Consider the following 24,764-nt stretch of genomic DNA (forward strand, 5'->3'; position numbering starts at 1 on the left):
TTCTAAATTCTAAATTCTTAATTTATAAGAATGCCGACACAAAAGTCTAAAAAAAAATCAAAAAGCAAATCAAAAAAGAAAGGCAAATCTGCTACTCCCCCGATTAGCAAAAAGGAATTAGCTGCCAGAAAGCGCCAAAGAGCTAAACAAATTCAGAAGGTTATTGGCGATCTTGTTACTTATGGTGGCCTTGGTCTTGTTATTGGTATAACGTTATTTTTCGTAGCGGAACCAAAAATAGCCCTCGCTGGTGGTGGTGGCATAGTAGTTTTAGGTCTTTCCTTTAAATATCCAATGTTGGGGCTTTGGGGATTCCTAATTTATATGCCCTTTGCTGGCACCGTGACTTACTGGATCGGTGGAGGAAGTCCAATATTTCAGGTAGCTAAAGATGGCTTCTATATTCCTGCAATGATTGGCATTGGTATGTGGTGTAAAAAGACAGGAAATCGATTCATTCTTCCCAAGGCACTGAAAAATCCCTTATTTATTTTAATAGGCTGTTGTCTAGTCACCTTAGTATTCGTTAATGGTCTTAAAGAGCCTAACCCCGGGGATAAACCAATTTTGATGGGAATATGGGGAATGAAAGTACTAATCGGCTACCTACCTCTAATTACAGGGGCTTATTATCAACTCAAAGGTAAAACAGAATTACTATTTGTAGCCCGTCTCACTGTAATTTTGGCTATTATTTGCTGTTTTCTTGGTTTAGTGCAGTACCAATACCTTTCCTCTGGTAAGTGTGCTGGTACTCGTGGTTTTACTGGAGATCAACTATTCAGGGCCAGCTTAGAAGCTAAATGTTTAATTGGAGGCGCTTTACTATTTAGCCCTAGTCAGGGTGTAATTCGTTTGCCGGGTACCTTTGTTGCACCTTGGCAATGGGGATGGTTTTTGATTTCTAATGCTGCTTTTACCTTTGCAGTTGCTTTTAGTGACCCTTCTCCCCTCTGGCGCATAGGGGGTTTATTTGGTATGGCAATAGTTTTTGTCAATGCAGCTATTTGTGGTCAAAGAATTGCTTTGGCTCTAGTTCCGGTAGTAACTATAATACTCTTAGTACTAACAGGTCAGATAGCTAATCTCAAACGGTTTCTACCCATTGGTATTGGACTCGGTGTTGTCCTCGGAGGAGTAATAGTATCCAATCCCGTAGTTGTTCAGGAGCGGATAGATAGTTTTATTGGTCGCTGGAATGCCTCACCCCCAACTGCTTTTATTGCCCAACAATTTCATGAGACCAGGTATGGTGGACTTTTGGGGTTAGGGGTGGGGCGTGCTACCAACTCAGCCCGAGTTTTTGGTAAAACTGCGTTAGTTGAAACTTATTATCCTAAGTTACTTTATGAAATAGGACAGATAGGCACAATTGCAATGTTACTCTTAGTAACTACTATTACTGTTACTGGTTTCAAAGCTTATCGCTCTGTTAAAGACAAGAGTCTACGCAGTTATGGTGCTAGCTATTGGGTTTTTGTTCTAATTATTAGCTATAACACTTATTACTATCCTCTTGATGTAGACCCAGTTGCGGTTTATTACTGGTATTTTGCTGGGGTAGTTTTCAGGTTGCCAGAAATTGACAAGCAAGAACAAGCAAGAATCAAAGCGGAACAAGAAATGGAAAATAGTAAATAAGAAGGAGAAAAATGAACGCACAATCTCTAAGGGAAGAAAACCAACAATTAACTATTCCTATTTCTGTTGTTATTCCTACCTATAATCGTGAAGAAGCTCTGGTAGATACGATCGCTGATGTTATTAAACAAGATTATCCTAATTTTGAAGTTTTGGTAGTTGACCAGACTGCTACTCATAAACCAGAAACTCAAGCTTATTTAGAGGAAGTAGCTAATGCTGGAAAAATTAAATTGTTCCATCTGACTTGGGCGAGTTTACCAGGAGCAAGGAATTATGCGGTCAGACATTGTAGTGGCGAAATAATTCTTTTTATTGATGATGATGTACGTTTGGAAGAAGGATTTTTGGCTGCCCATGCTCGTAACTATGCCGATCGCCCAGAGATAGGTGCAGTGGCGGGACGAGTATTCGATCGCATGAAATTAGGAGATTCTGGTGGAGAGTTGGAAATAGAAGATTTGCCCCCTGAAGCATCAGACCCCGGTATTGCTTGGTATCATATCGATTTGGTACATACAGTTAAGGCTCAACGAGTGATATCAGCAAGAGGCTGTAATATGTCTTATCGCCGAGATATTTTTACTAAGTATGGTCTGAGTTTTGATGAGCGGTTTCGGGGTAGTGCAGTACGGGAAGAGTCAGATTTTTGTTTGAGGTTACGACAAACTGGTTATCAAATTTGGTTTGATCCTGAAGCTTCTCTAGTTCACTTGGGTGAAGAAAGTGGAGGTTGTCATGATATTTCAACGCGATCGCTCAAGTATCAGGTTACTTTTTATCACAATCACTTTTTTATGGGATTAAAAAATCTTACTCCTACTCAATGTGCGCGTTTCTTTGCCAAATTATTTGATTGTCATGTGTTGGGCAACCCCCCTTGTTATAAAAGTGGTTCTCCTATCAAAATAATTACTCGTGGAGGTTTCTATACTCTTGGTTTTTTAAGTGCTGTTCAAACTAGGATTAAGTCTATTTGGGATGATGGGCAAATTTATACAAGGGAAGTCAAAAGTCAAAAGTCAAAAGTCAAAAGCAAGAATTAAAGTAAGGTCAAAAGTTCAAAGTCAAAGGTAAGAATTAAAAGAAGTGACAAGCTAAAGGAAATTGTTGATATGAGATTTATTAATCCTAAAACAGATTATGCCTTCAAAAAAATCTTTAGCTCTGCTGAGAGCAAAGATATTCTAATTAGCTTTCTGAATGCACTGCTCTATAAAGGTCAAAATACTATCCATGACTTGGAATTTAGTAATACTTATGAAGCAGGAGCGATGGCTATTCTCAAAGATTCGTTTTTAGATGTGAAGGCAACTCTTGATAATGGTTCTATAGTCATCATTGAAATGCAGGTATTAAATATAGAAGGTTTCAATAAACGGATTCCTTACTATGCAGCTAAAGTTTATGTTAATCAACTCAAACGAGGGGAAATTTATGCCGATTTACAACCTGTAATTTCTCTAACTATTACCGATTTTACGATGTTTGAGAAAGCTAAAAAAATTATTAACCGCTTTGTCTTTAAAGAATGGGATGACTCTTTTCTTTACCCAGATAGCGACTTAGAAATGTTCTTTGTGGAGTTACCTAAGTTCAAAAAAAAGTTGGCAGATTTAGAAAGTATTACAGATAAATGGCTTTACTTTCTGAAACATACTAATAATTTGGAAGTAGTACCAGAATCAATGGGAATAGTTCCTGAAATTAATCATGCTTTTAGTATTGCTAATGAGGCTAATTTAAGTCCAGAAGAATTAGAAAGAATGCAAAGCCAAGAGCGATTTATTCTTGATAGGAAAGGAGCAATTGCTTTTAGTCGTAACGAAGGTCGTGAAGAAGGTAAAAGGGAAGGTCGTGAAGAAGGTAAAAGAGAATTAATTATAAATTTAATAGAACGTTTATTAGGCACAATTGATGCCAATACAAAAGAATGTTTTAATCAATTATCAAATAGGGAATTAGAAGAATTAAGTCAGGTAATGTTAGAATTCAAAAATATATCTGATTTAGTTGCTTGGTTAGAGCAAGTCAGAGATGAATAGTGACACAAATAGTTCAATAATTGATAATTGATAATTGATAATTACCTCTCCCTAAAACCGATAGGATTGAATAAAAGGAAAATTTTTTATTGTTTCCTCTTGATATGGGGAGGCTTTAAACCTGAATTATTTAATTATTAATTCTTCGGTAATAAATCGGGAAACTATTTTTTTGATAAAAAATCAAGATTTAAGTAATACTAAGAGAAAATTAACATGATACTAGGGAGAGCGAATGCCATTCGCCCCTACTTTAACTGTTTTCTAAAAATTCTAAGACATACTCCTTCATAAATACTAAATCACCCAATAATAACCATGAAAATATTAGTAGCTAGCCACACTTATATTGTTGACTTAAACCGGGAAAAATTACGCGCTTTAGCTAAACTTGAACCGGGGATTGAAGTTACGGTTGTTGTTCCTAAACGTTGGAATCCTAAAGGTGTACAAAGTCAAATCGTTGAAACCCAATTTATTGATGAGGGTTCTTTTCAAGTAGTACCGATTTCTAATTACAGTGAAAATAATCAAGCTTTACTGACTTTTGGTCCTGACTTAATTAGTTTACTAAGAAAATTAAAGCCCGATATTATTCAAGTAGAACAGGGTTCTAAAGCTTTAACTTATGCTCAATTTATTACTTTTAATAAACTTTTAGGAGTCAAAGCTAAAAATCTATTTTTTACTTGGTGGAATTTACCTTATACTCTCAAGTTTCCTATTTCTTTACTAGAGGGTTATAACCTCAGAAATACTGATGGCATTGTTGCTGGGAATAAAGATGGAGAAGATATTTTAAGAGAACGAGGCTACAAAGGTCCGATTAAAGTCATGCCTCAATTGGGGGTAGATGAAAGTTTGTTTAAACCAGAATATCAGACAGAATTAAAAGATAGTTTGGGAATTAAACCTGATGATTTTGTGGTGGGTTTTGTGGGTCGTTTTGTTGAGGAAAAGGGATTACTCACATTAACTGAAGCCTTGGCAGGTTTACGAGAAAAAACTTGGAAATGGTTATTATTAGGAAGGGGTGAATTACAATCGACTTTATTAGAAAAAGCAGCAGAGTTAGGAATTAAAGATAGGTTGATTTTAGTAGAAAGTGTGCCTCACGACCATGTACAAAAATATATTAATTTGATGAGTACTTTAGTATTGCCATCAGAAACAACTTATAAGTTTAAAACTTTAACTTCTGTGGGGTGGAAGGAACAATTTGGTCATGTTTTAATTGAAGCAATGGCTTGTCAAGTGCCTGTAATAGGTTCTGATTCTGGAGAAATTCCTTATGTAATTGGGGATGCTGGTTTGGTATTTCCAGAGGGAAATGTTGAGGAATTGAGAAGTTGTTTAATGCAGTTGATAGAGCAAAAAGAATTAGCTGAAGAATTAGGGAAAAAGGGTTATGAAAAAGCCATGAATCAGTATACAAATCAAGCTTTGGCTAGACAGTTATTTAATTTTTATCAGGAGTTGATGTAATTTCAAATTTTAAGCATAAAGAAAGAAGGGAAGACAAGATTTTAATCAGGGTAAGAGTATCTCAATTATTCTTGACACAAGGAGTCAGAGAAGTCTATTGTAGACTCAAGAAAACAACAACAGAGAAGTTGAATCATAATAATCGTTAAATTGGCGTTGCACAGTGACGAATGATTTTAGATTTTTGATGAACAGGATGTTGGGTTTGAGAATTGCTAGAATGATTAATTAATGGTTTTTTTAGTCAAAGTCTAAAGCAATTTTTTGCAGTATCATTCCATAATGTGCAACCCCGTTAAATTTTGTGTATTCAACTTTTACCTTCCACATAGTATTCTATCTGCTAGGTTGTCTACTAGGGCGTCTGTAAGCATTCAACTATTAGCAGTCAGCTATCAGCAATTAGTAATTATTCATTACTTCTTAGATTTAGAAATGGGACTTTGGCAGTAAATTTTTATTCTTTCTCAATTTCAAAGGTTGCTTTTACCTTCTCCAAAATTAATATTAATAGCTGATAGCTAATAGCTGACTGCTGAATGCTGAGGCGCGTCTTATTTAAAATCAATATTCTAGTTGATATTCTTTATGGATAATCTTGAATCAATATTTCTGGATATTCCCTAACAATTTTTTGATTATTTTCAACATAAAAGCCATCAGTTATTCTATCAATATATTCTTTTTCAGAAACAAGTGATTTTTGAGTATCATTGACTATTAATCTATAAAGTAGTCCTAATCCATTTACAATATACTTATTCTTTGTCTTAAGAATTAATTTAATCTTATTAATCGCTATTGTTCTGTGAAGTTTATTAACATCAAATTTTTCATTGACTCTATCAGATAATAAGCTGGTGTCAAAATTTTCGATTTTATCTTCTAGGATATTTTCTAACTGAGAAATGATATTTTGGGCATTTGAGCGAAACTGTTCGTATAGAAAAATATGAACTTTGGGAAAGTTATCTTTATAAAGTTTAATTAATTCGTAATAACATAAATCAATTAAATTGATATTCTGTGATAGATAGTTGTAAGATTGAGTATTTTTACCGAAAAATTGTGGTTTAAAGCCTCCCCTTTTAAGGGGATAATAAAAAAAAATTTTCATCTCTTTGTCAATCCTCTTCTTTTCAAGGAGAGGTAATTATTCATTATTCATTATTCATTATTAATTGTTGAATCCACCTAAATTTATTCATGGATAAATCATCTTTATAATCATCATAAGTATATTCTTTTTTAGAATACCAAATATATTCTTTGATATTTCCTGTATAACCCATTTTTACTGCTTGATTATAGCTAGACATAAGCAGAGATTGCTGACCTCTAAGAAAAATAATAATTTCTGCTTGAGGAAATGCTTGTTTGAGTCGTCTAGCAATTAGAGTTCTATTAATAGTAAACTTAGTCCCACAAAATATCTCATCAGAAATAAGTATTTTGGATGCTGCTATTTTTCCTATTTCTTTTTTTATTTCTTCTGGATCAGAATAACAATCATCTGCATACTGTAACTGATTAAAAGTCTTATTTTGTTGAGTATAAGGTCTACTAATCAAAGTTGTATTATTGAGTCTGGGAAAAATTTTATCCTGTAAAAAAGTTGTTGCTGTCTTAGGCAAACCTACATGAATAAAAATATGTCTCATTCTAGATTCTCGTTGAAAAGATAAGTTAATTAGGGTTTGCGCTCATAAAGTCTTTTTGCTTGGGCAGGAGACAGGAGACAGGAGACAACAGACAGGAGACAGGAGTTAGGGGAATGATAGAGAAGGTAGTCGGAAAAATAGTTCCTTGATTTTTCTGCCATAATCGTTCCAAAATACTAGCTTTTTGAACTTTTTCCACCGAAAAACTGACACTTTTTTAGAGAAAAAAATTCTACAACCAATATCAGTCAATGCTTTTAGATTTAATCAGCAAGCCCTAATTATGAAAATTTTAACAATATGCAATACTGATACTCTATTTGTTTGTGGAGCTTTTATCAAGGCAGCTTTTCAGTTAGGGAGTCATATCATGCCCGGTAGTATCCATATATATAGTCAAGTAAGGAAGAAGGAAGAAGCAAGAAGTAAGAAGTAAGAAGGAAGAGGGAAGAAGGCTTAAAAACTGAAAAAACGTAAATTTCCTGTAGATATTCACCCTTAGTTTTACACAAACCATACCAGCGGACATGATATGAGTAAAACTTATCCGATATTGACATACTCCCGACGCTCCCCTACGGGAGAGCGCGGGATTCTTCAGTCTGGGAGACCCTGACCGCAGTTTTAACAGAAGTGATGTCCTCCTCCTGTGTTGATAACAATCCAACCCACCCCCATCCCCTCCCGGGAGGGGAGCTAGAGGGGTGGGTGAGTTATAGTCCCTATCTAGTTATTGTCCACATTCAGGACATGAATGCCAGCGCTCTGATAAGCTTTTAGGTACTTTGCTCAAACATTGCCAACAATGTTGAGACGTACCCTTTGGATCTACTTTGATAACTTGTTTACCCAACTTCCAGGCTACATACTCTAGAACATCAAGGAATTGATAGTAGCTGCATCTTGCAAAGACTTATTCAATCCTGATTTGGCTGATTGGCCGTTGGGTAAAAACTGACCATTATCGCCTAACTTGGCCTTGCAACGTCGGACTAAATTAGCTAAGAGCAACTCAGGTAATGAAAATAACACTTACATCCGAAAACAGATGATCAGCAAGCTTGAAGTGCCAGTCTAATTAAGGATAAAACTATCAGATAATTGTAAATAGCAATATACAATTATCTAAATATTGCTATCTAGGGTTACGGCTAAAACGACTAAAAGATATACTAGATTTTTGTCCAATACATATCCATAAATCACATCGAATGTCCAATATTTACTTTGATTCTGAAAATAATTCCAAATCTTTTGAGTTACCAGGTGCCAAACCCCATTATAACCCTGATCGTCCAGGCAAAGTAGAACATATTTTCCTCGATCTAGAACTCGACATTCCTAATCATAGTTTTCATGGCAATTGTATCATTAGTTTAAACCCTGTACGGAGTGGGATTGATAAATTAACTCTTGATGCAGTTGAATTAGAAATTCAATCTATTAAAGTTAACGACACTGAACAAACTTTTGACTACGACGGCGAAGAATTACAGATTTATCTACAACCAACGACTGAAGCAGGTAAACAAATAAAAGTAGCGATCGCCTACGCTGTCAACAACCCTCAAAGAGGCATATATTTCATTACTCCCGACAAACATTATCCAAACAAACCCACTCAAGTCTGGACTCAAGGTGAAGACGAAGACTCTCGTTACTGGTTCCCCTGTTTCGACTACCCTGGTCAACTATCGACATCAGAAATTCGTGTCAAAGTACCCCATAAATTTATTGCTATCTCCAACGGCGAACTTATAAGTACTGAAGAAAATGAAGATAGCAAAATTTATCATTGGATGCAAAAACAAGTTCATCCTACATATTTAATGACCTTAGCAGTGGGTAAATTTGTCGAAATTCAAGATGAATGGAATGGTATTCCTGTCACTTATTATGTAGAAAAAAAACGTCAAGATGATGCTCGACGAACTATGGGAAAAACTCCCCAAATGATAGATTTTTTTAGTCAAGAATTTGGCTATAAATATCCTTATCCTAAATATGCTCAAGTTTGCGTTAATGAATTTATTTTTGGAGGGATGGAAAATACCTCTACAACTTTACTAACAGATAGATGTTTACTAGATGAAAGAGCAGCTTTAGATAACCGAAATTCTGAAAGTTTAGTTGCTCACGAGCTTGCACATCAATGGTTTGGCGATTTAATTGTCATTAAACATTGGTCTCATGCCTGGATTAAAGAAGGAATGGCTACCTACTCAGAAGTATTATGGACAGAGCATGAATATGGTCAAGATGATGCTGCTTATTATCTATTGAAAGAAGCTCGAAGTTATATTGCTGAGGATAAATCTCGCTATCGTCGTCCGATTGTTACTAATATTTATCGGGAAGCGATAGAGCTTTATGACCGTCATCTTTATGAAAAAGGTGCTTGTGTTTATCATATGATTAAAACCGAGTTAGGAGATGAATTATTTACAAAAGCTATTCATACTTTTGTGAAAAATAATGCTCATAAAACGGTGGAAACTATCGATTTATTAAGAGCAATTGAACAGGCTACAGGACGGAATTTACTATTCTTATTTGACCAATATGTTTTTCGGGGTGGTCATCCTGATTATCAGGTTAGTTATGCTTGGGATGGTGATAGTAAATTAGCTAAAGTAACAGTCAAACAAACCCTAGTTAAAAATGATAAAAATGGGGATTCAAGCAAAGAATTATTTGACTTGAAAATTCCTATTGCTTTCGGTTATCTCAAAGAAGAAAAACCAGAATTGACAACATTTACTGTACGAATACATGAGCAGGAACAAACCTTTTATTTTCCCCTGGCAGAAAAACCGAAATTTATCAGCTTTGATGTTGGTAATAACTATCTCAAAACAGTGAAATTGGCATATCCAATGGCGGAGCTAAAAGCACAATTACAATTTGACCCAGACCCTACATCTCGTATTTATGCTGCCGAGGCGTTGGTGAAAAAGGGTGGTTTAGAAGTTGTGAAAGTATTATCAAAGGCGCTGATAGAGGAACCTTTTTGGGGTGTGCGCCTTGAAGTGGTGAAGCAACTAGCAAAAATTCAACTAGACCAGGTTTTTGATAGTTTGGTTACAGGTTTAAACGACGAAGATGCTCGGGTGCGTCGTGCTGTGGTGGAAGCACTAACACAGATAAAAACCAATAAGAGTTATCAGCAACTAAAATCTATAGTGAAAAATGGCGATGCTAGCTATTATGTAGAAGCTGCTGCTGTGTCTGGAATTGGAGATATTGGTGCTGCCAATGCTAACTCCGATAAAAAGCCAACTGAGCAAAAGGTAATTAAATTGTTGAAGTGGGTATTGGCAGAAAAACAGGGTTGGAATGAGGTAGTGCGTTCTGGTGCGATATCAGCGTTGAGTAAGATGAAGACTTCTGAAACTGCTCTCAATCTGATTTTGAAATATACTGTTTCTGGTGTATCGCAGACGTTACGTTTAAGTGCTATTCGTTCTCTAGGAGCAATTTCTACTGCTCAGTCTCCTGTTAATTTGGAACGTATTTTGCAACAACTAACGGAATTATCACGGGAAACATTTTTCTTAACTCAGATGTCTGTAGTAGCTGCATTGTCGCAAATGGAAACTACTAAAGCAATTGCAATTTTGCAGAGTATAGTCGATCAAACTACTGATGGTCGAGTACGTCGTCGAGCTGAGGAAGCGGTACAGAGAGTGCAGAAAAATATTGGTTCTGATAAGGCTTTGAAACAGTTACGTCAGGAATTTGATAAAATTAAAAAAGAAAATCAGGAATTGAAAAGTCGTTTGGAAAATTTGGAGGCGAAGGCTAAAGAGTAAAAGGTAGTCTTGTAGATGTAGTGATTTAGTCTGGAGTAAGGGAATAGGGAACAGGGAACAGGGAACAGAGAGGTTGTCTGAGAAGTCCCTTATGCTACATCACTCGCCCCCGCGCATCCCCCAAAATTGGGGGACTTTTACCAGCTAATAAATTCTTGTTCCCCCCAGAATTATATCATGTTCCCCCTCCGGGGGAGCTACGCTAACGGTAGAACAGTTATAATTAGGCTCGTAGTAGGGCTTTAGCCCTAATAGTAAGTATTGTAAGGGCTAAAGCCCTACTACAAACAAAAATTTTATTATAAGTAATTATCCGCAATTCGTAGCTCCCCCGGAGGGGGAACATGATATTAGGGGGCTAGGAGGGCAAAATTCAGTGTTAAACAACTTTTCAGATATCCTCTAAATTCCCTGGCTCACCTTTGATCTAACCTCCTCTATAATTCCCATTTCTCCTGACTCCTACCTTCACCGATAAGACTTTTTCAGCAAACCCTAAATATTATTTCTCCAAAAAATCAATGACAAATCATAAATTTAATCTACCTAACTTTGATCGAGCAGAAGATTTACTTAATGATTTATTTGAAGTAGTAAACAGTAAGGAAAGTGAATTAGCAGGAGGAGAAATTCAAGAGTTAAAAAGAGGAGCAACTGCAATTCAAAGATTGAAGGAAACTACTATTACATTTGGCAATCCTCGTAGTCGATTAATTCCTCTTACTGCAGAAGGTTTTGAAGAAAAGGGAGTAGAGTTGAATTACGAAATTAAGCAGTTAATGAAGCAGTTTGATTTCTATTCTATGGTTGTGAGTATTGATCCAAAACCTCAACCAAGTGTTTTGATTTCAAAGTTAGAATGTCAGCTTAATTTTGCTCCTCAAGGAAAAGAGGAGGTAATAGTACATCGTATTATCCCAGATAGTAAATGGCAAACTGTATTAAAGACAGGAGTAAACTTGAATTTGGGACTAGATGCCAATTTAGAAGTGGGATTTGGAGTTGATGTTTCTGAGTTTACTAAAATAGTTAATCTTCCTGATTATGACAAGTTAAAGGCTAATATAAAAACTAAAAATGAACTTAAAACATTTATTGTTTTAGATAGCTTAAATTATAGATTGGGTAAGTTTAATCTTTTTGCTCAGGGAGAAGATAATTCTCGGTGTTATTGGCGACTTGAAAAACCAGAAATTCAGGATAAATCTACTGTGAAATTTGACATTATTTTCAAAGTTCCTAAAGGATTGGAGTCTGTTGATTTAATTGGTAATGTCTGGATTGAACCAAGTATTGATTGGCTTAATAGTGAATTAATTGATGTAATGTCAACTTTACCAGGTCATTTAAAAAATTTGTTTGGGAGTAAAGATCAAGCAGCTAAGAGTTTTGCAGTTGGGGTAAAAGAAGAATGGATTGATGAAAAACAAATTATCTTACCTAAGAGGTTGTCTGAGAAGTCCCATTTGCTACATCCAAGCCCCCTAAATCCCCCAAAATTGGGGGACTTTTAACAGCTAATTGATTCTTGTTCCCCCCATAATTGGGGGGCTAGGGGGGGCAAAATTCAGTATCAAAAAACTCTTCAGATATCCTCTAAACCCTAGTGTCACTACGCGGAAGTTAAAAGTTAAAAGTTCAAAATTAAAAGTTAAAAGTCTTGAGGGCGTTAGCGGAGCTTGGCGTTAGCCAATGCCATTCGCCCCTACATAAAACCCTACATAATTTATCTGACAATGAATCAATATTTTTATCATATTATTGTTCCTAATGAGAATACGGTTAGAGTGAGAAAATTAACTCCTCAGTTAGCTGACAAAGAACAGTCAACAGGAAGGTTAAATCTCGCTAAAATCAACGATAAGATTAGAGAAATTATAAAAGCTCCTGCTAACTTAAAAGGTGGACAAATTACTAAAGTGGGAGAAGCTTTGTTTGAGGCTTTGTTTGACAGTCAATTAAGAGAAGATTTTTTAGCATACTATCAAGAAGTTGTTAAAAAACAACAACAAATATTAGCAGTTATTTTAGAAATAAATGAGGTGGCAATGCCAGAAGTGGTTGCCTATCCTTGGGAGTTAATGTGTTTGCCTCAGAAATATAATCAAGGTGAAATTTATTTCGCAACAGACCGTAAATTAAACTTTTACCGCTGTCGATATCAACTAGAAGAATCAGAGAAACTATCTATTAATATTAATGAAGGAGAAAAACTAAAAATTGCTTTAGTTGTCTCTAAACCGACGGCTGATTCTCAATTAAGTAATGTGGAATATCAGGAAGTACAGCAATATTTAAAAAGTATAGATAGTCAACAAGAGCAAGTGGAATTTATGCCTGTTATGGATGGTCTAAATTTCTATGATATTGTAGAAAGATTAGAAGCAGATAAACCGGATATTTTTCATTTTATTGGTCACGGTCAATTAGTTGATAAGGAAGGAGAAGATGTAGGGCAGGTTGCTTTAGTTAATGAATTGGGTGAAGCGGATTGGAAAGATGCTAGGATGTTTGGTCAATTTTTTAGTGGTCACACGCCTAAAGTTGTGATTTTACAAGCTTGTGAAACAGGAAAGCAATCTGAAACGAATGCTTTTAGTAGTGTTGCTTCTCGTTTAATGTTGCAAGGAATTCCAGTAGTTTTAGCTATGCAATATAAGGTTTCTAATCAAACGGCGATTAGTTTTGTGAAAGAATTTTATGCAAAAATAATTGAAGGTAATTCTGTTGAGATAGGGGTGCAGAAGGCTCGGTTTAAGTTAGGTATTGAGAATGGGTATGATCAACGAGATTTTGCGATTCCTGTGGTGTATGTGAATGCTTTGGATGGTTATTTATTTTTAAAAGAATCTAATGGGAAAAAAAATAGCTTCTCGAACTTAACAGATGCACAAAAAAGAAAACTTCGTGAAGAGATAGAAAGAGTATTAAGTGAGGATAAATTAAGAACAATATTTATTGAATATGAAGATAAATTTGGAAGTAACTTTTATAATCAAATTTCTGGAGATAATTATCGTACAAGATTGATTTATTTAACCAGAGAGCTAAATAATAGACCACTTCTTGATGATTTTATTGAAATTGTTAGGTATGAGTATCCTAATTTTGCTCAAGATTTATAGAACCCATTTGGTATCTTTATAAATATCAAGTTTTTTTAGCCTTGAGTCAGGAGACAGGAGACAGGAGACAGGAGGTCATACCAAATTGATAAATGTTTGCTACAAATACTTAGGGTGTTTATTCTAATTTAGAATTTAGAATTTAGAATTTAGAATGCAGAATGGATAGATTTAATACCATTTTTGATGTTGTAAATCACATTTTTTGTCAAATATACTTTATTTGAAAGTCTTTTTATGGTGCTTATTATTCGTAACATTCTTTTTTCAAAATGGTATCAGAGGGAAAAAGGAACAGGGAAGATGTGGGGAGAGATAATACAAAAAATTCAACACTCCTTCTTCAGATTTTTTCTCACTCATTGATGCGCGAAAAGACTTGACTACCATAATTATATAGATCTCAAATGGGTTCTATAAACTATACACAAAAAGAGTAATTTAAGTACATGGAAAATGAAATTAACTGATAACCAAAGAATTAAACTTCGTGAAGGAATTGAAAGTGTATTATCAGAGGATAAATTAAAAGGTATATTACTTGAACATGAAAATGAATTTGGATGTAATTTTTATAATCAAATTTCTGGAGGCGACTATCGAACTAGAATTATTAATCTGCTAAAAGAATTGGAGAATCAAAGAAAATTAAGAGATTTGATAGAGATTGTTAGTAAGGAATACCCATCAATTAAAGAACGTCACTTAATATATGCACAACTATCCTCTCTTATATTTTTACTGAAAGAAATCTTTGAAGAACATAAAAATTTTAGAGATTTTTTTGAAGATTTTGACGATATATATGAATTAGAAAATCATTTGTTAGAATTAACTGAAAAAAGTAATAATGCTCAGTTTTTAAGTGATATAGATAATTCCCTTCTTAACTCTTATCCAAGTTTTATAGACTTTGTAGAAAAATATCTGGATAAAATTTTGACTGCTAAAGATATCAAGGATAATCTCAAGCAAAAATTGAGACGATGGATAAAAATAAATTGTCCAGATGCAGTAATTACTCACGAACAGCAAATATCATCTACTCTCCAAAGCTATCTTTTAATAACTATTTCCCCCCTCGGAGGTAAGACCAAAAATAATTCAAGACCACTTCTTAATGTTCAAGCTGAGTTGATTGAGAATTGGGGTCAAACTCAAAATACTAAAGTTGAGTTAAGAAAAGAAGATATTAAGGAAAATGGATATTCAGAGAAAGAAGTTCCTAATATTATTTATAAATTTATTGAGAGAGTTCAAAATGAATATCTACGTTCTCAAGTGCTTAAAGGTCAAAGCTATGATTTAAAAGTTGAATTATTTTTAACTAGAAAATTTTTTACTAAAGATTTTGAATTTAAAATTCCTGATGCTTTAAGACAAAAACAAACAGCTATTTGTGAAGAAAAAACTGTAATTTTGCGTTCTTTAGAGCGATTACAACCAGATAAAACCAGTTGGCTAAACTCTTGCATCAAGAAGTGGCAGGGAATCAAAAAAACAGCAATAATAGCAGACAATATTTTAGCTTTTGAGCAAGAAAATGAATTAAATAAATTATTATTTAAGGCACAAATAAAGCAGTTAAGAATTAGATTAGAGAAGCAAATAATCCTAAAAATATCTTGTGGTTTGCCTAAAGGTAAATCCAAAGAGCTTTTATTTGAAATTATTTTAGAAAAGGGAATTCCTTTATGTTTATGGTTCAAAAGCAAAGATAAGAGGGATGAGTTAAATGATTCAGATTATCAATCTCTGATAAATCAACTAAATAATTTAATAACAGTAGAAGATTTACAAGATGTAAATAGATTATATGCAAAAATTTTTGATATTCGTAAAAGACACCTTGCTGATACTTGTAAAAAAAGATGTTTAGGTTACCATTTAAGAATTTTGTGTGATTATACTGAACGAAGACCAATTAATCTGCCTACTTTTAATCAACTAACAACTAACTAGGGTTTGCGCTCAAAAGTCTTTTAGTAGGGGTAGGAGACAGGAGACAGGAGACAGGAGACAGGAGGAACAGGGAATAAGCGAGGAGGTAGGAGTAAGAATTGTAAGAATGATTTTTCTGCCTAACTATGAGCCTAAAATACTAACTTTTTGATCGTTTTAGACTGAAAACCAGGCACTTTTTTCGACCCCAAAAAAGCACTTGTCTTTATATTTCAATGCTTTTAGATTTAATCAACTAACAACTAATTATTAAAAAAGGAGAAAGTAATGGTTAAAAATCAACCCCAAAATAATGTTACAGAAAATCAGAAAAATTGGCTTTTTTTCTATGGTGATGGAAAGAGCCATGATGATGTTAATATTGCTGACCTTCCTGACCCTCCACCTTGGCGAAAATTTAAAGAAATTAAACAACTTGAATCAGAACAAACAGCAAAATCTCCAGAACTAATAGAACTTGAAAAACAGTGGCAAACTATTCAAGATTTAGCAAATTCTGAGGCAAATAAACGTGGTAGAGAAAAAGGTCAAAAATTCCGTATTTATTCCCCAGAAACAGAAGAAGATGATTGTCAAGAACCACTGGTTAATGTTGTGGATGCGGTAAATGCTGCAATATATTTACGACGACCTCTTTTAGTAACAGGAAATCCTGGTTCCGGTAAAACCTCTTTAGCTTATGCGATCGCTTATGAATTAAAATTAGGGCCAGTATTGAATTGGGCCATTACAGCTCGTTCTACTTTGCAGGATGGACTTTATCGTTATGATGCGATCGCTCGATTGCAAGATTCTCAGTTGCATAAAAATCAACTACAAGATATTGGTCAATATGTGACATTGGGTCCCGTTGGCACAGCTTTTTTACCATCTCTGTATCCGAGAGTACTATTAATTGATGAGATAGATAAAAGTGATATTAATTTACCTAACGATTTGCTTCACTTATTTGAAGACGGAAAATATGAGATTCCTGAATTAGTCCGTTGGGCTGATAAATCTCATACAATGGATAATAATCAACAAAAATCAGTAAAAGTCCGCACGGAAGATATAGGAATTAAAGCTTCTATTATACGGGGAAGAGTTGATTGCTCCAGTTTTCCCATTGTGATAATGACCAGTAACGGGGAACGAGACTTTCCTCCTGCTTTTGTGCGTCGCTGCCTGCGAATAAGAATGCCAGATCCAGATACAACAGCTCTTAAAACTATTATTAACGCTCATTTTCAGGACGAGGAACAAAGTGAGAATCTGAAAAAAACAACGGAGGAACTTATTGAAGCTTTTTTAGAAAAAGAGGAACAGGAGCGAGCAAACGATCAGTTATTGAATGCTATTTATATTCGTAATAATCTTAGTCCAGAAGCTTTTACCGATGATTTACAAGCTTTATTATTGAAAGGTTTATCGACTACAGATGAAATTTAAAAAAACGGTAATTTTAACAGGAATTACGCATAATATCATGTCCGGTGGAATAGTGATAATTAAAGCTCGTAGTAGGGCTTTAGCCCGAAGCATAGATATTTCTGGGGCTAAAGCCCTACTACAAACAAAAACTTTTTTATAACTAATTATCCGGACATGATATAACCGCTACAGGTAGTAGGGGCGTTTATAATTAGGCTCGTAGTTGGACTTTAGTCCTAATACTAAGCATTGTAAGGGCTAAAGCCCTACTACAAACAAAAACTTTATTATAAGTAATTATCCGAACATGATATTAGATAGGTTTTTTTTGTAATGAGTAGAGTAGTTTTAACTGTAACCAGAGAAAAATATGACTGATAAAATTGATAAATTTGACCATTTAATTAAGTTATTAGAAAAAGAATTGAAGCTCACAGGAACAGAAATTACTGAAATTCTTTGGTTAGCAATGCAGCGTCAATCTCATGCTTCTACTCACAGCAAAAAAATACTTTCTGAGGATGGAACAACAACAGAAGAAAGTAATAAAGTACCACCGAAATCTTCTGCTGTAATACCAGAAAATCCTACATATCCAAAAATTCCTCAAAAGAATTCATACGCTGAAGTTGCTCCCAAAACTGATTCTCCTTCTTCCAATAAAGGTTATTTACCCATAAAAGTTCCTGATGTTTCTTCACTGCGTCACCCTCTTGAGATTGCTAGAGCATTTCGTCCCCTCATGCAATATATTTCTTATGGTAAAGCAGTTTTATTAGATGAAGAAGTTACTGTTGAAAACATTGCCGAATTGGAAGGAATTTGTGTTCCTATTCTCAAACCTCCCCTAGAACTTCAATTGGATTTAGCTTTAGTGATAGATAGGAGTGATTCCATGATTTTTTGGCAACAAACAACTCAAGAATTACAACAATTGTTCAAACGTTATGGTATTTTTCGGAATGTACAAACTTGGGGAATGGTGACAGATACCGAAGGAAAAATTCGCCTGAAACAAGGAATTAGGCAAAATAGTTACTCCCATAATTTTTATTCTCCCCAAAAACTTATCGATCCTACTCGTCGTCGTTTGATTTTAGTGGTTAGTGATTGTGTTAGTAATATTTGGCGTAATGGTAAAGCTTTTTCTTTGTTAGAAAGTTGGGGAAAACATAATGTTGTAGCAATTGTGCAAATTTTACCAGAACGGTTGTGGTTAAGAACTGCTCTAAGTTTAGGAGTAATGGTACAATTAGATTGTTTACAACCTATTGTGCCTAATAGCAACTTATTTATCAGAGAAATTTGGTTTGGGAGCGGTCATAATTTACAAAATGGGATAAAAGTTCCTGTCTTTAGTTTAGAACCAGAACTGATAGAAACTTGGAGCGAAATGGTAGTAGGCAAAGGAACTATTGGTGCTGGTGGTTTTGTTTTTTCCTCTTCATTAAACCAAGAACCAAAGCAAATAGTTGAAAATACAGAAATAGAAAGCTTAACCAGTAAAGAACGGGTGTATAACTTTGAGATGAGTTCTTCAAAAATAGCACAAAATTTAGCGAAATTACTCTCTGCTGCACCTGTCATTAATTTACCTATTGTACGGTTAATTCAAAAAAATTTTCTCAGTGAGTCTCAACAAGTTCATGTAGCAGAAGTCTTTCTTGGCAATATTCTCAAACCTAAATCTTTAATTACTCCTGACACTAATTCTGATGAAGTTCAATATCAGTTTATTGATGAAGAAGTGAGAGATATTCTGCTTAAAAATAGTCCGAGAAAGAATTCTGAAGAGATTATTACTGTAATTTCTCAGGATTTTGCCAAGCGACTAGGCAAGAGTCTCCAAGAATTTTTGGCATTGCTGAAAAAACCCGATGAGTTAGAAAGATTAAAAACTGAAAATAATGTTGCAGATTTAGATATTAAATATTTTGCTACAGTCACAACTAAAGTTTTAAAAAGATTAGGAGGAGCTTATGCTCGCTTTGCTGAAGAAATAGAAAAATCTCAAGATGAAATCCCTGGTAATACTGCTACGTCAAAAGGTATTAATTTAGATAATTTTGAATCATTTGATTTGACAGCTCAAGTTGCTACTATTGCTAAATTAAAAACTATTTTATTAATTGAAGACGAACAAGAGGTAATCCAAGAAGTATCAGAAAATTTATCATCTCAATATGGCATTACTGTCATAGGAACAGATAGTATCAATGAAGTTATTGAATTAGCAGAATCAGGAGAAATAGATTTAATTTTAATTAATTATAGTTTACCCAAAAGCCTCTACCAAGGCACAATACTTAATGGGGTAGAAATTATTGGAATTTTGAAAAAAAATCATCATCTTTCCTCAACTTTACCTATTGTTGGTTTTTCTTGGGTTGCTGATACAGCTAATGAATTTCTTGAAAGTGGTGCAGATGGTTTTTATCATAAAAGAGAATTGTTCAAAAGGAGAGAGTTGTTCAAAAGTAGAGATTATCAAAAATTTGTTGATTATCTGCAAGAAATCTTTCATAAAGCTATTGAAAATACATTCTTTCAACTAGGAAAAAATTATGGTATTGCTATCGGCATTAACCAATATAACTATCTACCATCCCTGCGATATTGTGTTAGAGATGCAGAAGTAATTCAAGATTGGTTTGAGCAGCAAAAGTTTAACAAAGTTGACCTATTGCTAGATGTAACTTCAAAAAGATTAAGTGATTTTTTGACTTCGACATTTGAGAAACCTTTCTTATCAGCAGAAGATAACTTATGGTTTTTCTTTAGCGGTCATGGTAGACTTGTTAATAAATCTATCCATTCAAAGCAATATTTCCTTTTAGAAAGGATTGATCTTCCCCCTGGAGAAATTGGAGAGGGTGACTTTCTGTTTGGACACGGTATGGAGTATTTCTTGCTAGCAGACAGTAAAATTGAGGAAATCACAAAGACAGCAATTTCTCTTAGTTCTCTTATTCAACAACTACTATCTTCAGGTGCAGGAAGGGTAATTTTGTTCCTGGATATGATGAATAGAACATCTGATGTAATCCCTCTTAGCTCTATTTCGTCAATTAAAGACGAGAAGGGGCTTATAGTTTTTTATGCTTGCGAGCCCAATACTGCTGCTTATGAAGTTGAGCAACTTCAACAAGGAAGCTTTACTTATGCCTTATATGAAGCCTTATCATCAACCCAAGGAAACTTAAGCATAAATCAACTTGAGAAGTTTTTAGGCGATCGCGTTCCTGAACTTAACCAACAGAATAGCCAAAGGAGGCAAACTCCACAAACATTTATTTCTCCCAGGTTGCTAGGAGAATGGGTTCCCTTTCCTTCAAACTTTCAGGTTTTTCAGTATGCGACACCAACAGTCAACCAACGGGGAGAAATTATTAGGCAAAATACTAAGCTTGCCCAATATTTCACCGAAACCCTTCCAGATAGCGTTGAACTAGAAATGGTATCTATTCCTGGTGGTACTTTGACAATGGGTTCCCCTAAAAGCGAAAAAGATAGCAGAAGTCGTGAACGCCCCCAACATTATGTGACTGTTCCTCCCTTCTTTATGGGTAAATATCCTATTACTCAAGGACAGTGGAGAGCGATCGCTTCTCGAACAGACCTGGAGGTAAATTTAGATTTAAACCCAGACCTATCTAATATTAGAGAAGCATACCAAGGTATTGACAGATGGTCAAGACCAGTAGAGCAGGTGAATTGGTATGAAGCAGTAGAATTTTGTGAAAGACTCTCAAAACTAACTCGAAATAATTTTAGACTGCCGAGTGAAGCAGAATGGGAATATGCTTGCCGTGCTGGAACCACAACTCCCTTTCACTTTGGAGAAACTATCACAGGAGAGTTAGCTAATTATCGTGCCTCCGAAACTTATGGTGATGAACCAGAAAGAGAATATAGACAAGTAACTACCCCTGTAGCTCAATTCCCTCCTAATGGCTTTGGATTATATGATATGCACGGAAATGTCTGGGAATGGTGTGCAGATGATTGGCATGATAATTATAAGAATGCTCCTGCTAACGGCAAAGCTTGGCTAAATGGAGATAATAGTCATTCGCCGTTGCGGGGCGGTTCCTGGTACAACTACCCTTATGAGTGCCGTTCTGCATTTCGTGGCATCGACTTTAGGCGCGACCTCCACTACTTTGATGTTGGTTTTCGTATTGTGTGCGATGGCGGTAGAAGGGTTTGACAGTCATCAGTAATATCAAATCCGGTAGCGTCGGTGTAATAAGATAGTGAATCAGAATTTCCTACGGAATGCTCCGCAAACAGAATCCTGCAATCCTGCAATCCTGCAATCCAGAATTCAGAAGGGAAGAGAACTCAGAATTCTTTCCGCTCTAGGTGAAGATGGAATATTTTTTTTATACCGAATTAAACGGATTTGATATAACAGGTTAAGAGTTGATTGTTCCCTCACAAAACTAAGGACTAAAAAAAAGCTTATGAGTACAACTAACAGTATTGTTGATCAGAAAGCTTACCAAATCTTATTTTCCATCATTAAAAGAACTGAAAAAAACTGATAACTGAAAAGGTGCAGATGAGATTAGCAAATTTTATTTACTATAGTAAAAAAGACTGAAAAAAATTGATAACTGATAACTGATAACTGATAACTGAAAAGCAATGGATACCTTAGCTCAATATCGCGCTATTATTCAACAGGAACTCAAGGAATATACAGAAATTCCTTATGCTCACGGGGATTTACAATGCCGTTTAATTATTAGTGAGGATAGGAATAATTTTTTATTAATTACTCAAGGATGGGAAGATGACGTACAAGTTCATAGTTGTTTAGTTCATATAGAAATGATTGGGGATAAAATCTGGATACATCGGGATGGTTTAGAGGATGGAATAGCATCCGATCTACTTAGAGCTGGTATTCCTAAAAGTCAAATAGTCTTGGGTTTTCATCCCCCAGATGTGCGAGTTTTTACGGAATTTGCAGTCAATTAATTATAGCAATTCCCTCTTGAAAAGGTAGACTTTAAATGTTCTCCTCTTTTTACAGCGCTTTCTGCTGTTATAAGGTACACCTATCGCGGGCAAGATGCCCGCACTACAATATTTTCTTGTACATAATTTGCCCGAAATATGCTGTAAGGATCTAAAACTGTACCTCATAGATTAAAGAACTGCTATACTAGACATTAATTAATCTAAAATAGAGCCAAAAGCCTTATGAAAAACGTTAAATTCGATGACCTAGAAAAACAAATTTTATTATCTCAAAAAGAACTTATTTCTATAGAGCATGAAGGGAAAACCATTGGTTATTATTATCCAATAGGCGATCGCGAAACAGCCAAAAAAGCCAAAGAAGAACTTGACAGAATTACAGAAAAAACATTACATCCTACAGGATTAACAGAAGAAAAAATAGCGTCAATGTTTAGTCATATAGATCACGAAGCTGTCAATAAAGCAGTAGAAGAATTTGACATACTTATGGAACAAATATTAGCTCAGACAGGATTAACAGAAGAAGAATATGTATCAATGTTTATGAATGCAGTCGAGGATGAGAAATAATGCGTCTAGTTGTTGATACAAATATCTTAGTTGCTGAACTGCTGAGAAAGCGGGGAAGAGCTTTAATGAATTCCCCAAACTTAGAATTATTGTTAGCTGAAAAGATGAAAAATGAAGCTCAATACGAATTGCAAAAGCGGATTTCCATAATAGTTAATAAAACTAACTTAACTTCAGAACAGGGACAATTGGAATTAGAAAAAGCTTTAGGAATAATTGATAGGAAAATTGTCACTTTCCCTTTATCTTATTATCAATCATTTGAAGCAGAAGCAAGAAAGCGTATTCCTAGAGATCCTAATGATTGGGAAACAGTTGCCTTAGCATTAGCTTTACCTGCAGCAATTTGGACAGAAGACTATGACTTTTTTGGTTGTGGATGTCCGACTTGGACAACTCAAACTTTATTGCTGCAAATTAACTAATAACTAACGGGCGTTGCTGAAGCTTGTGTATAATATTAATCTTAATTCTTTAGGAGTAAGGAGTCAGGAGAGAAGAAATAAGAAGAAAGAGTAGTAGAAGAGAGAGTTTTTTGTTCGCGCTCTTATCTGAACATGATATCATACCTCTTTTCACCAACGCCAACAAACGAAGATAAAAAACAGGAGTATATAAATGCCTGAACTAAAAGAGTTTGATGTTTTTCTTTCCCATAGCAGTAATGACAAAGAAATTGTTAGGGCGATCGCACAAAAGCTAGAAAGGAAGAGTATCAGAACTTGGGTTGATGAAAAGCAGTTTGTTGGGGGAGATGCTTGGACAGGAAAGCTTTATGAGACCCTGGATAAAACTAATATAGTTTTCTTTTTTATAGGAACAAATGGTGTAGGGCCGTGGCAATATGCGGAAATGGACTATCTATATAGGCGCTACATAGACAGTAAGAAGAAAAGCCCTAAAATTGCTCCTGTACTTTTACCTGGAGCGAGTACCGATAATATTCCTAATTACTTAAAAGATTTTCATTTCATTAGTATTAATAGTTTAGATGATGATGATGAGATTAGAAAATTATTAAATATACTTCCTAAACTCCAGCAAAAGCATCGTTTTCGTACAAAACTACAAAAGCAAAAATTTCAAGGCTACAGGGAATATATTGATAAAGTTCCTCTAGAAATGGTATTAATCCCTGATGGAAGCTTCACAATGGGCGCACCAGAATCTGAAGAGGGGAGTAACGATGATGAAAGACCCCAACATAATGTAACTATCTCGGCGTTTCTAATGGGGCGTTATCCAGTTACTCAAGAGCAATGGAGAGCGATCGCTTCTCGAACAGACTTGAAAGTAAATTTAGATTTAAACCCAGACCCTTCTTATTTCAAAGAAGCATACCAAAATATAGATAGATGGCGACGACCAGTAGAAAATGTGAATTGGTATGAAGCAGTAGAATTTTGTGAAAGACTCTCAAAACTAACCGAAAAGAATTATAGACTGCCGAGTGAAGCAGAATGGGAATATGCTTGCCGTGCTGGAACCACAACTCCCTTTCACTTTGGAGAAACTATTACAACAGACTTAGCCAATTATCGAGGGACAGAAGATGAAGAAATGCAAAGGTCAGGCTCTTATGGGGAAGGACCCAAAGGAGAATATCGGGAACAAACTACACCTGTAGGCTATTTTGATGTCGTCAACTCTTTTGGGCTCAGTGATATGCACGGAAACGTTTGGGAATGGTGTGCAGATGAATGGCATGATAATTATGAAAATGCCCCTACTGATGGCAAACCTTGGCTAAATGGTGATGATACTTGTTCACCTCTGCGGGGCGGTTCCTGGGACAACGTTCCTCTTTACTGCCGTTCCGCGTTTCGCGACGACTACTTCATTAGGCGCGACACCCACTACGACACTTTTGGTTTTCGTATTGTGTGTTCTGGCGGGAGTGAATGAAGTCAGAAGCCTTTATGAAGTCAGAATTCAGAAGTTTGTTTGCGCAGCATTCCGCAGGAAAGTCAGAAGTTTTTATGAAGTTATATCATGTTCGGATAAACACATACTATAAAGTCATTGCGACTGTAACGTAGTGGAAGGAAGCAATCTCAG

General features: G+C 35.2%; 19 protein-coding genes. 15 read left to right on the forward strand and 4 right to left on the reverse strand.

Annotation, left to right across the window (positions count from 1 at the left end):
* Window positions 1–30 precede the first annotated feature (30 nt).
* The 4 genes from hpsL (at window position 31) to hpsO (ending at window position 5,171) form a co-directional block, all read left to right on the forward strand.
* Complete coding sequence (gene hpsL, locus F6K23_RS03035; RefSeq protein WP_293150391.1) at window positions 31–1,641, forward strand: hormogonium polysaccharide biosynthesis protein HpsL; 1,611 nt, start codon at window positions 31–33, stop codon at window positions 1,639–1,641.
* Window positions 1,642–1,652: 11 nt separating this feature from the next.
* On the forward strand, window positions 1,653–2,687 hold the full coding sequence (hpsN, locus tag F6K23_RS03040) for a hormogonium polysaccharide biosynthesis glycosyltransferase HpsN (protein ID WP_293150393.1): 1,035 nt from the start codon (window positions 1,653–1,655) through the stop codon (window positions 2,685–2,687).
* A 69-nt stretch (window positions 2,688–2,756) separates the two neighbouring features.
* Window positions 2,757–3,686: an Rpn family recombination-promoting nuclease/putative transposase gene (locus F6K23_RS03045; protein ID WP_293150395.1), complete on the forward strand. Its 930-nt coding sequence runs from the start codon at window positions 2,757–2,759 to the stop codon at window positions 3,684–3,686.
* Between the two features lie 318 nt (window positions 3,687–4,004).
* Window positions 4,005–5,171 carry a hormogonium polysaccharide biosynthesis glycosyltransferase HpsO gene (gene hpsO, locus F6K23_RS03050; protein ID WP_293150397.1) on the forward strand — a complete coding sequence of 389 codons (1,167 nt, stop codon included), beginning with the start codon at window positions 4,005–4,007 and terminating at the stop codon, window positions 5,169–5,171.
* A 586-nt stretch (window positions 5,172–5,757) separates the two neighbouring features.
* Here hpsO and F6K23_RS03055 read toward each other — a convergent pair.
* Together F6K23_RS03055 and F6K23_RS03060 are read right to left on the reverse strand one after the other, a co-directional pair.
* Window positions 5,758–6,288 carry a hypothetical protein gene (locus tag F6K23_RS03055; RefSeq protein WP_293150399.1) on the reverse strand — a complete coding sequence of 177 codons (531 nt, stop codon included), beginning with the start codon at window positions 6,286–6,288 and terminating at the stop codon, window positions 5,758–5,760.
* A 43-nt stretch (window positions 6,289–6,331) separates the two neighbouring features.
* Window positions 6,332–6,832: a hypothetical protein gene (locus F6K23_RS03060; protein WP_293150401.1), complete on the reverse strand. Its 501-nt coding sequence runs from the start codon at window positions 6,830–6,832 to the stop codon at window positions 6,332–6,334.
* A gap of 283 nt (window positions 6,833–7,115) precedes the next feature.
* Between F6K23_RS03060 and F6K23_RS03065 the strand changes: the two genes are divergently transcribed.
* On the forward strand, window positions 7,116–7,268 hold the full coding sequence (locus F6K23_RS03065) for a hypothetical protein (RefSeq protein ID WP_293150403.1): 153 nt from the start codon (window positions 7,116–7,118) through the stop codon (window positions 7,266–7,268).
* 294 nt (window positions 7,269–7,562) lie between these two features.
* On the opposite strand, the gene F6K23_RS03070 is transcribed toward F6K23_RS03065, so the two are convergent.
* Both F6K23_RS03070 and F6K23_RS03075 read right to left on the reverse strand, forming a co-directional pair.
* Complete coding sequence (locus F6K23_RS03070) at window positions 7,563–7,685, reverse strand: zinc ribbon domain-containing protein (protein ID WP_293150405.1); 123 nt, start codon at window positions 7,683–7,685, stop codon at window positions 7,563–7,565.
* 17 nt (window positions 7,686–7,702) lie between these two features.
* On the reverse strand, window positions 7,703–7,864 hold the full coding sequence (locus tag F6K23_RS03075; protein ID WP_293150408.1) for a hypothetical protein: 162 nt from the start codon (window positions 7,862–7,864) through the stop codon (window positions 7,703–7,705).
* Between the two features lie 179 nt (window positions 7,865–8,043).
* On the opposite strand from F6K23_RS03075, the gene F6K23_RS03080 reads away from it, so the two are divergent.
* The 10 genes from F6K23_RS03080 to F6K23_RS03130 all read left to right on the forward strand — a co-directional run bounded on the left by F6K23_RS03080 (window position 8,044) and on the right by F6K23_RS03130 (window position 24,611).
* Window positions 8,044–10,644 (forward strand): M1 family metallopeptidase, encoded by a 2,601-nt coding sequence (locus F6K23_RS03080; protein ID WP_293150411.1) that lies wholly within the window; start codon window positions 8,044–8,046, stop codon window positions 10,642–10,644.
* Between the two features lie 521 nt (window positions 10,645–11,165).
* Window positions 11,166–12,158 carry a hypothetical protein gene (locus F6K23_RS03085; protein WP_293150414.1) on the forward strand — a complete coding sequence of 331 codons (993 nt, stop codon included), beginning with the start codon at window positions 11,166–11,168 and terminating at the stop codon, window positions 12,156–12,158.
* Between the two features lie 165 nt (window positions 12,159–12,323).
* The gene (locus F6K23_RS03090; RefSeq protein ID WP_293150417.1) at window positions 12,324–13,769 is read left to right on the forward strand and encodes a CHAT domain-containing protein; all 1,446 of its coding nucleotides are present in this window, start codon (window positions 12,324–12,326) and stop codon (window positions 13,767–13,769) included.
* 456 nt (window positions 13,770–14,225) lie between these two features.
* Window positions 14,226–15,731, forward strand: a complete 1,506-nt coding sequence (locus F6K23_RS03095) for a hypothetical protein (protein WP_293150420.1) — start codon at window positions 14,226–14,228, stop codon at window positions 15,729–15,731.
* 267 nt (window positions 15,732–15,998) lie between these two features.
* Complete coding sequence (locus F6K23_RS03100) at window positions 15,999–17,162, forward strand: MoxR family ATPase (protein WP_293150423.1); 1,164 nt, start codon at window positions 15,999–16,001, stop codon at window positions 17,160–17,162.
* 352 nt (window positions 17,163–17,514) lie between these two features.
* The gene (locus tag F6K23_RS03105; RefSeq protein WP_293150426.1) at window positions 17,515–21,354 is read left to right on the forward strand and encodes an SAV_2336 N-terminal domain-related protein; all 3,840 of its coding nucleotides are present in this window, start codon (window positions 17,515–17,517) and stop codon (window positions 21,352–21,354) included.
* Window positions 21,355–21,794: 440 nt separating this feature from the next.
* Window positions 21,795–22,130: a XisI protein gene (locus tag F6K23_RS03110; protein WP_293150430.1), complete on the forward strand. Its 336-nt coding sequence runs from the start codon at window positions 21,795–21,797 to the stop codon at window positions 22,128–22,130.
* A gap of 225 nt (window positions 22,131–22,355) precedes the next feature.
* Window positions 22,356–22,706: a hypothetical protein gene (locus F6K23_RS03115; RefSeq protein WP_293150433.1), complete on the forward strand. Its 351-nt coding sequence runs from the start codon at window positions 22,356–22,358 to the stop codon at window positions 22,704–22,706.
* A complete protein-coding gene (locus F6K23_RS03120; RefSeq protein WP_293150436.1) occupies window positions 22,706–23,131 on the forward strand; it encodes a PIN domain-containing protein in 426 nt (141 codons plus the stop codon). Before F6K23_RS03115 ends, F6K23_RS03120 begins: the two co-directional genes overlap by 1 nt.
* Before the next feature lie 193 nt (window positions 23,132–23,324).
* On the forward strand, window positions 23,325–24,611 hold the full coding sequence (locus F6K23_RS03130) for an SUMF1/EgtB/PvdO family nonheme iron enzyme (protein ID WP_367267600.1): 1,287 nt from the start codon (window positions 23,325–23,327) through the stop codon (window positions 24,609–24,611).
* Window positions 24,612–24,764: the final 153 nt, after the last annotated feature.

The organism is Okeania sp. SIO2C9 (assembly GCF_010672455.1).
Classification (GTDB): domain Bacteria; phylum Cyanobacteriota; class Cyanobacteriia; order Cyanobacteriales; family Microcoleaceae; genus Okeania.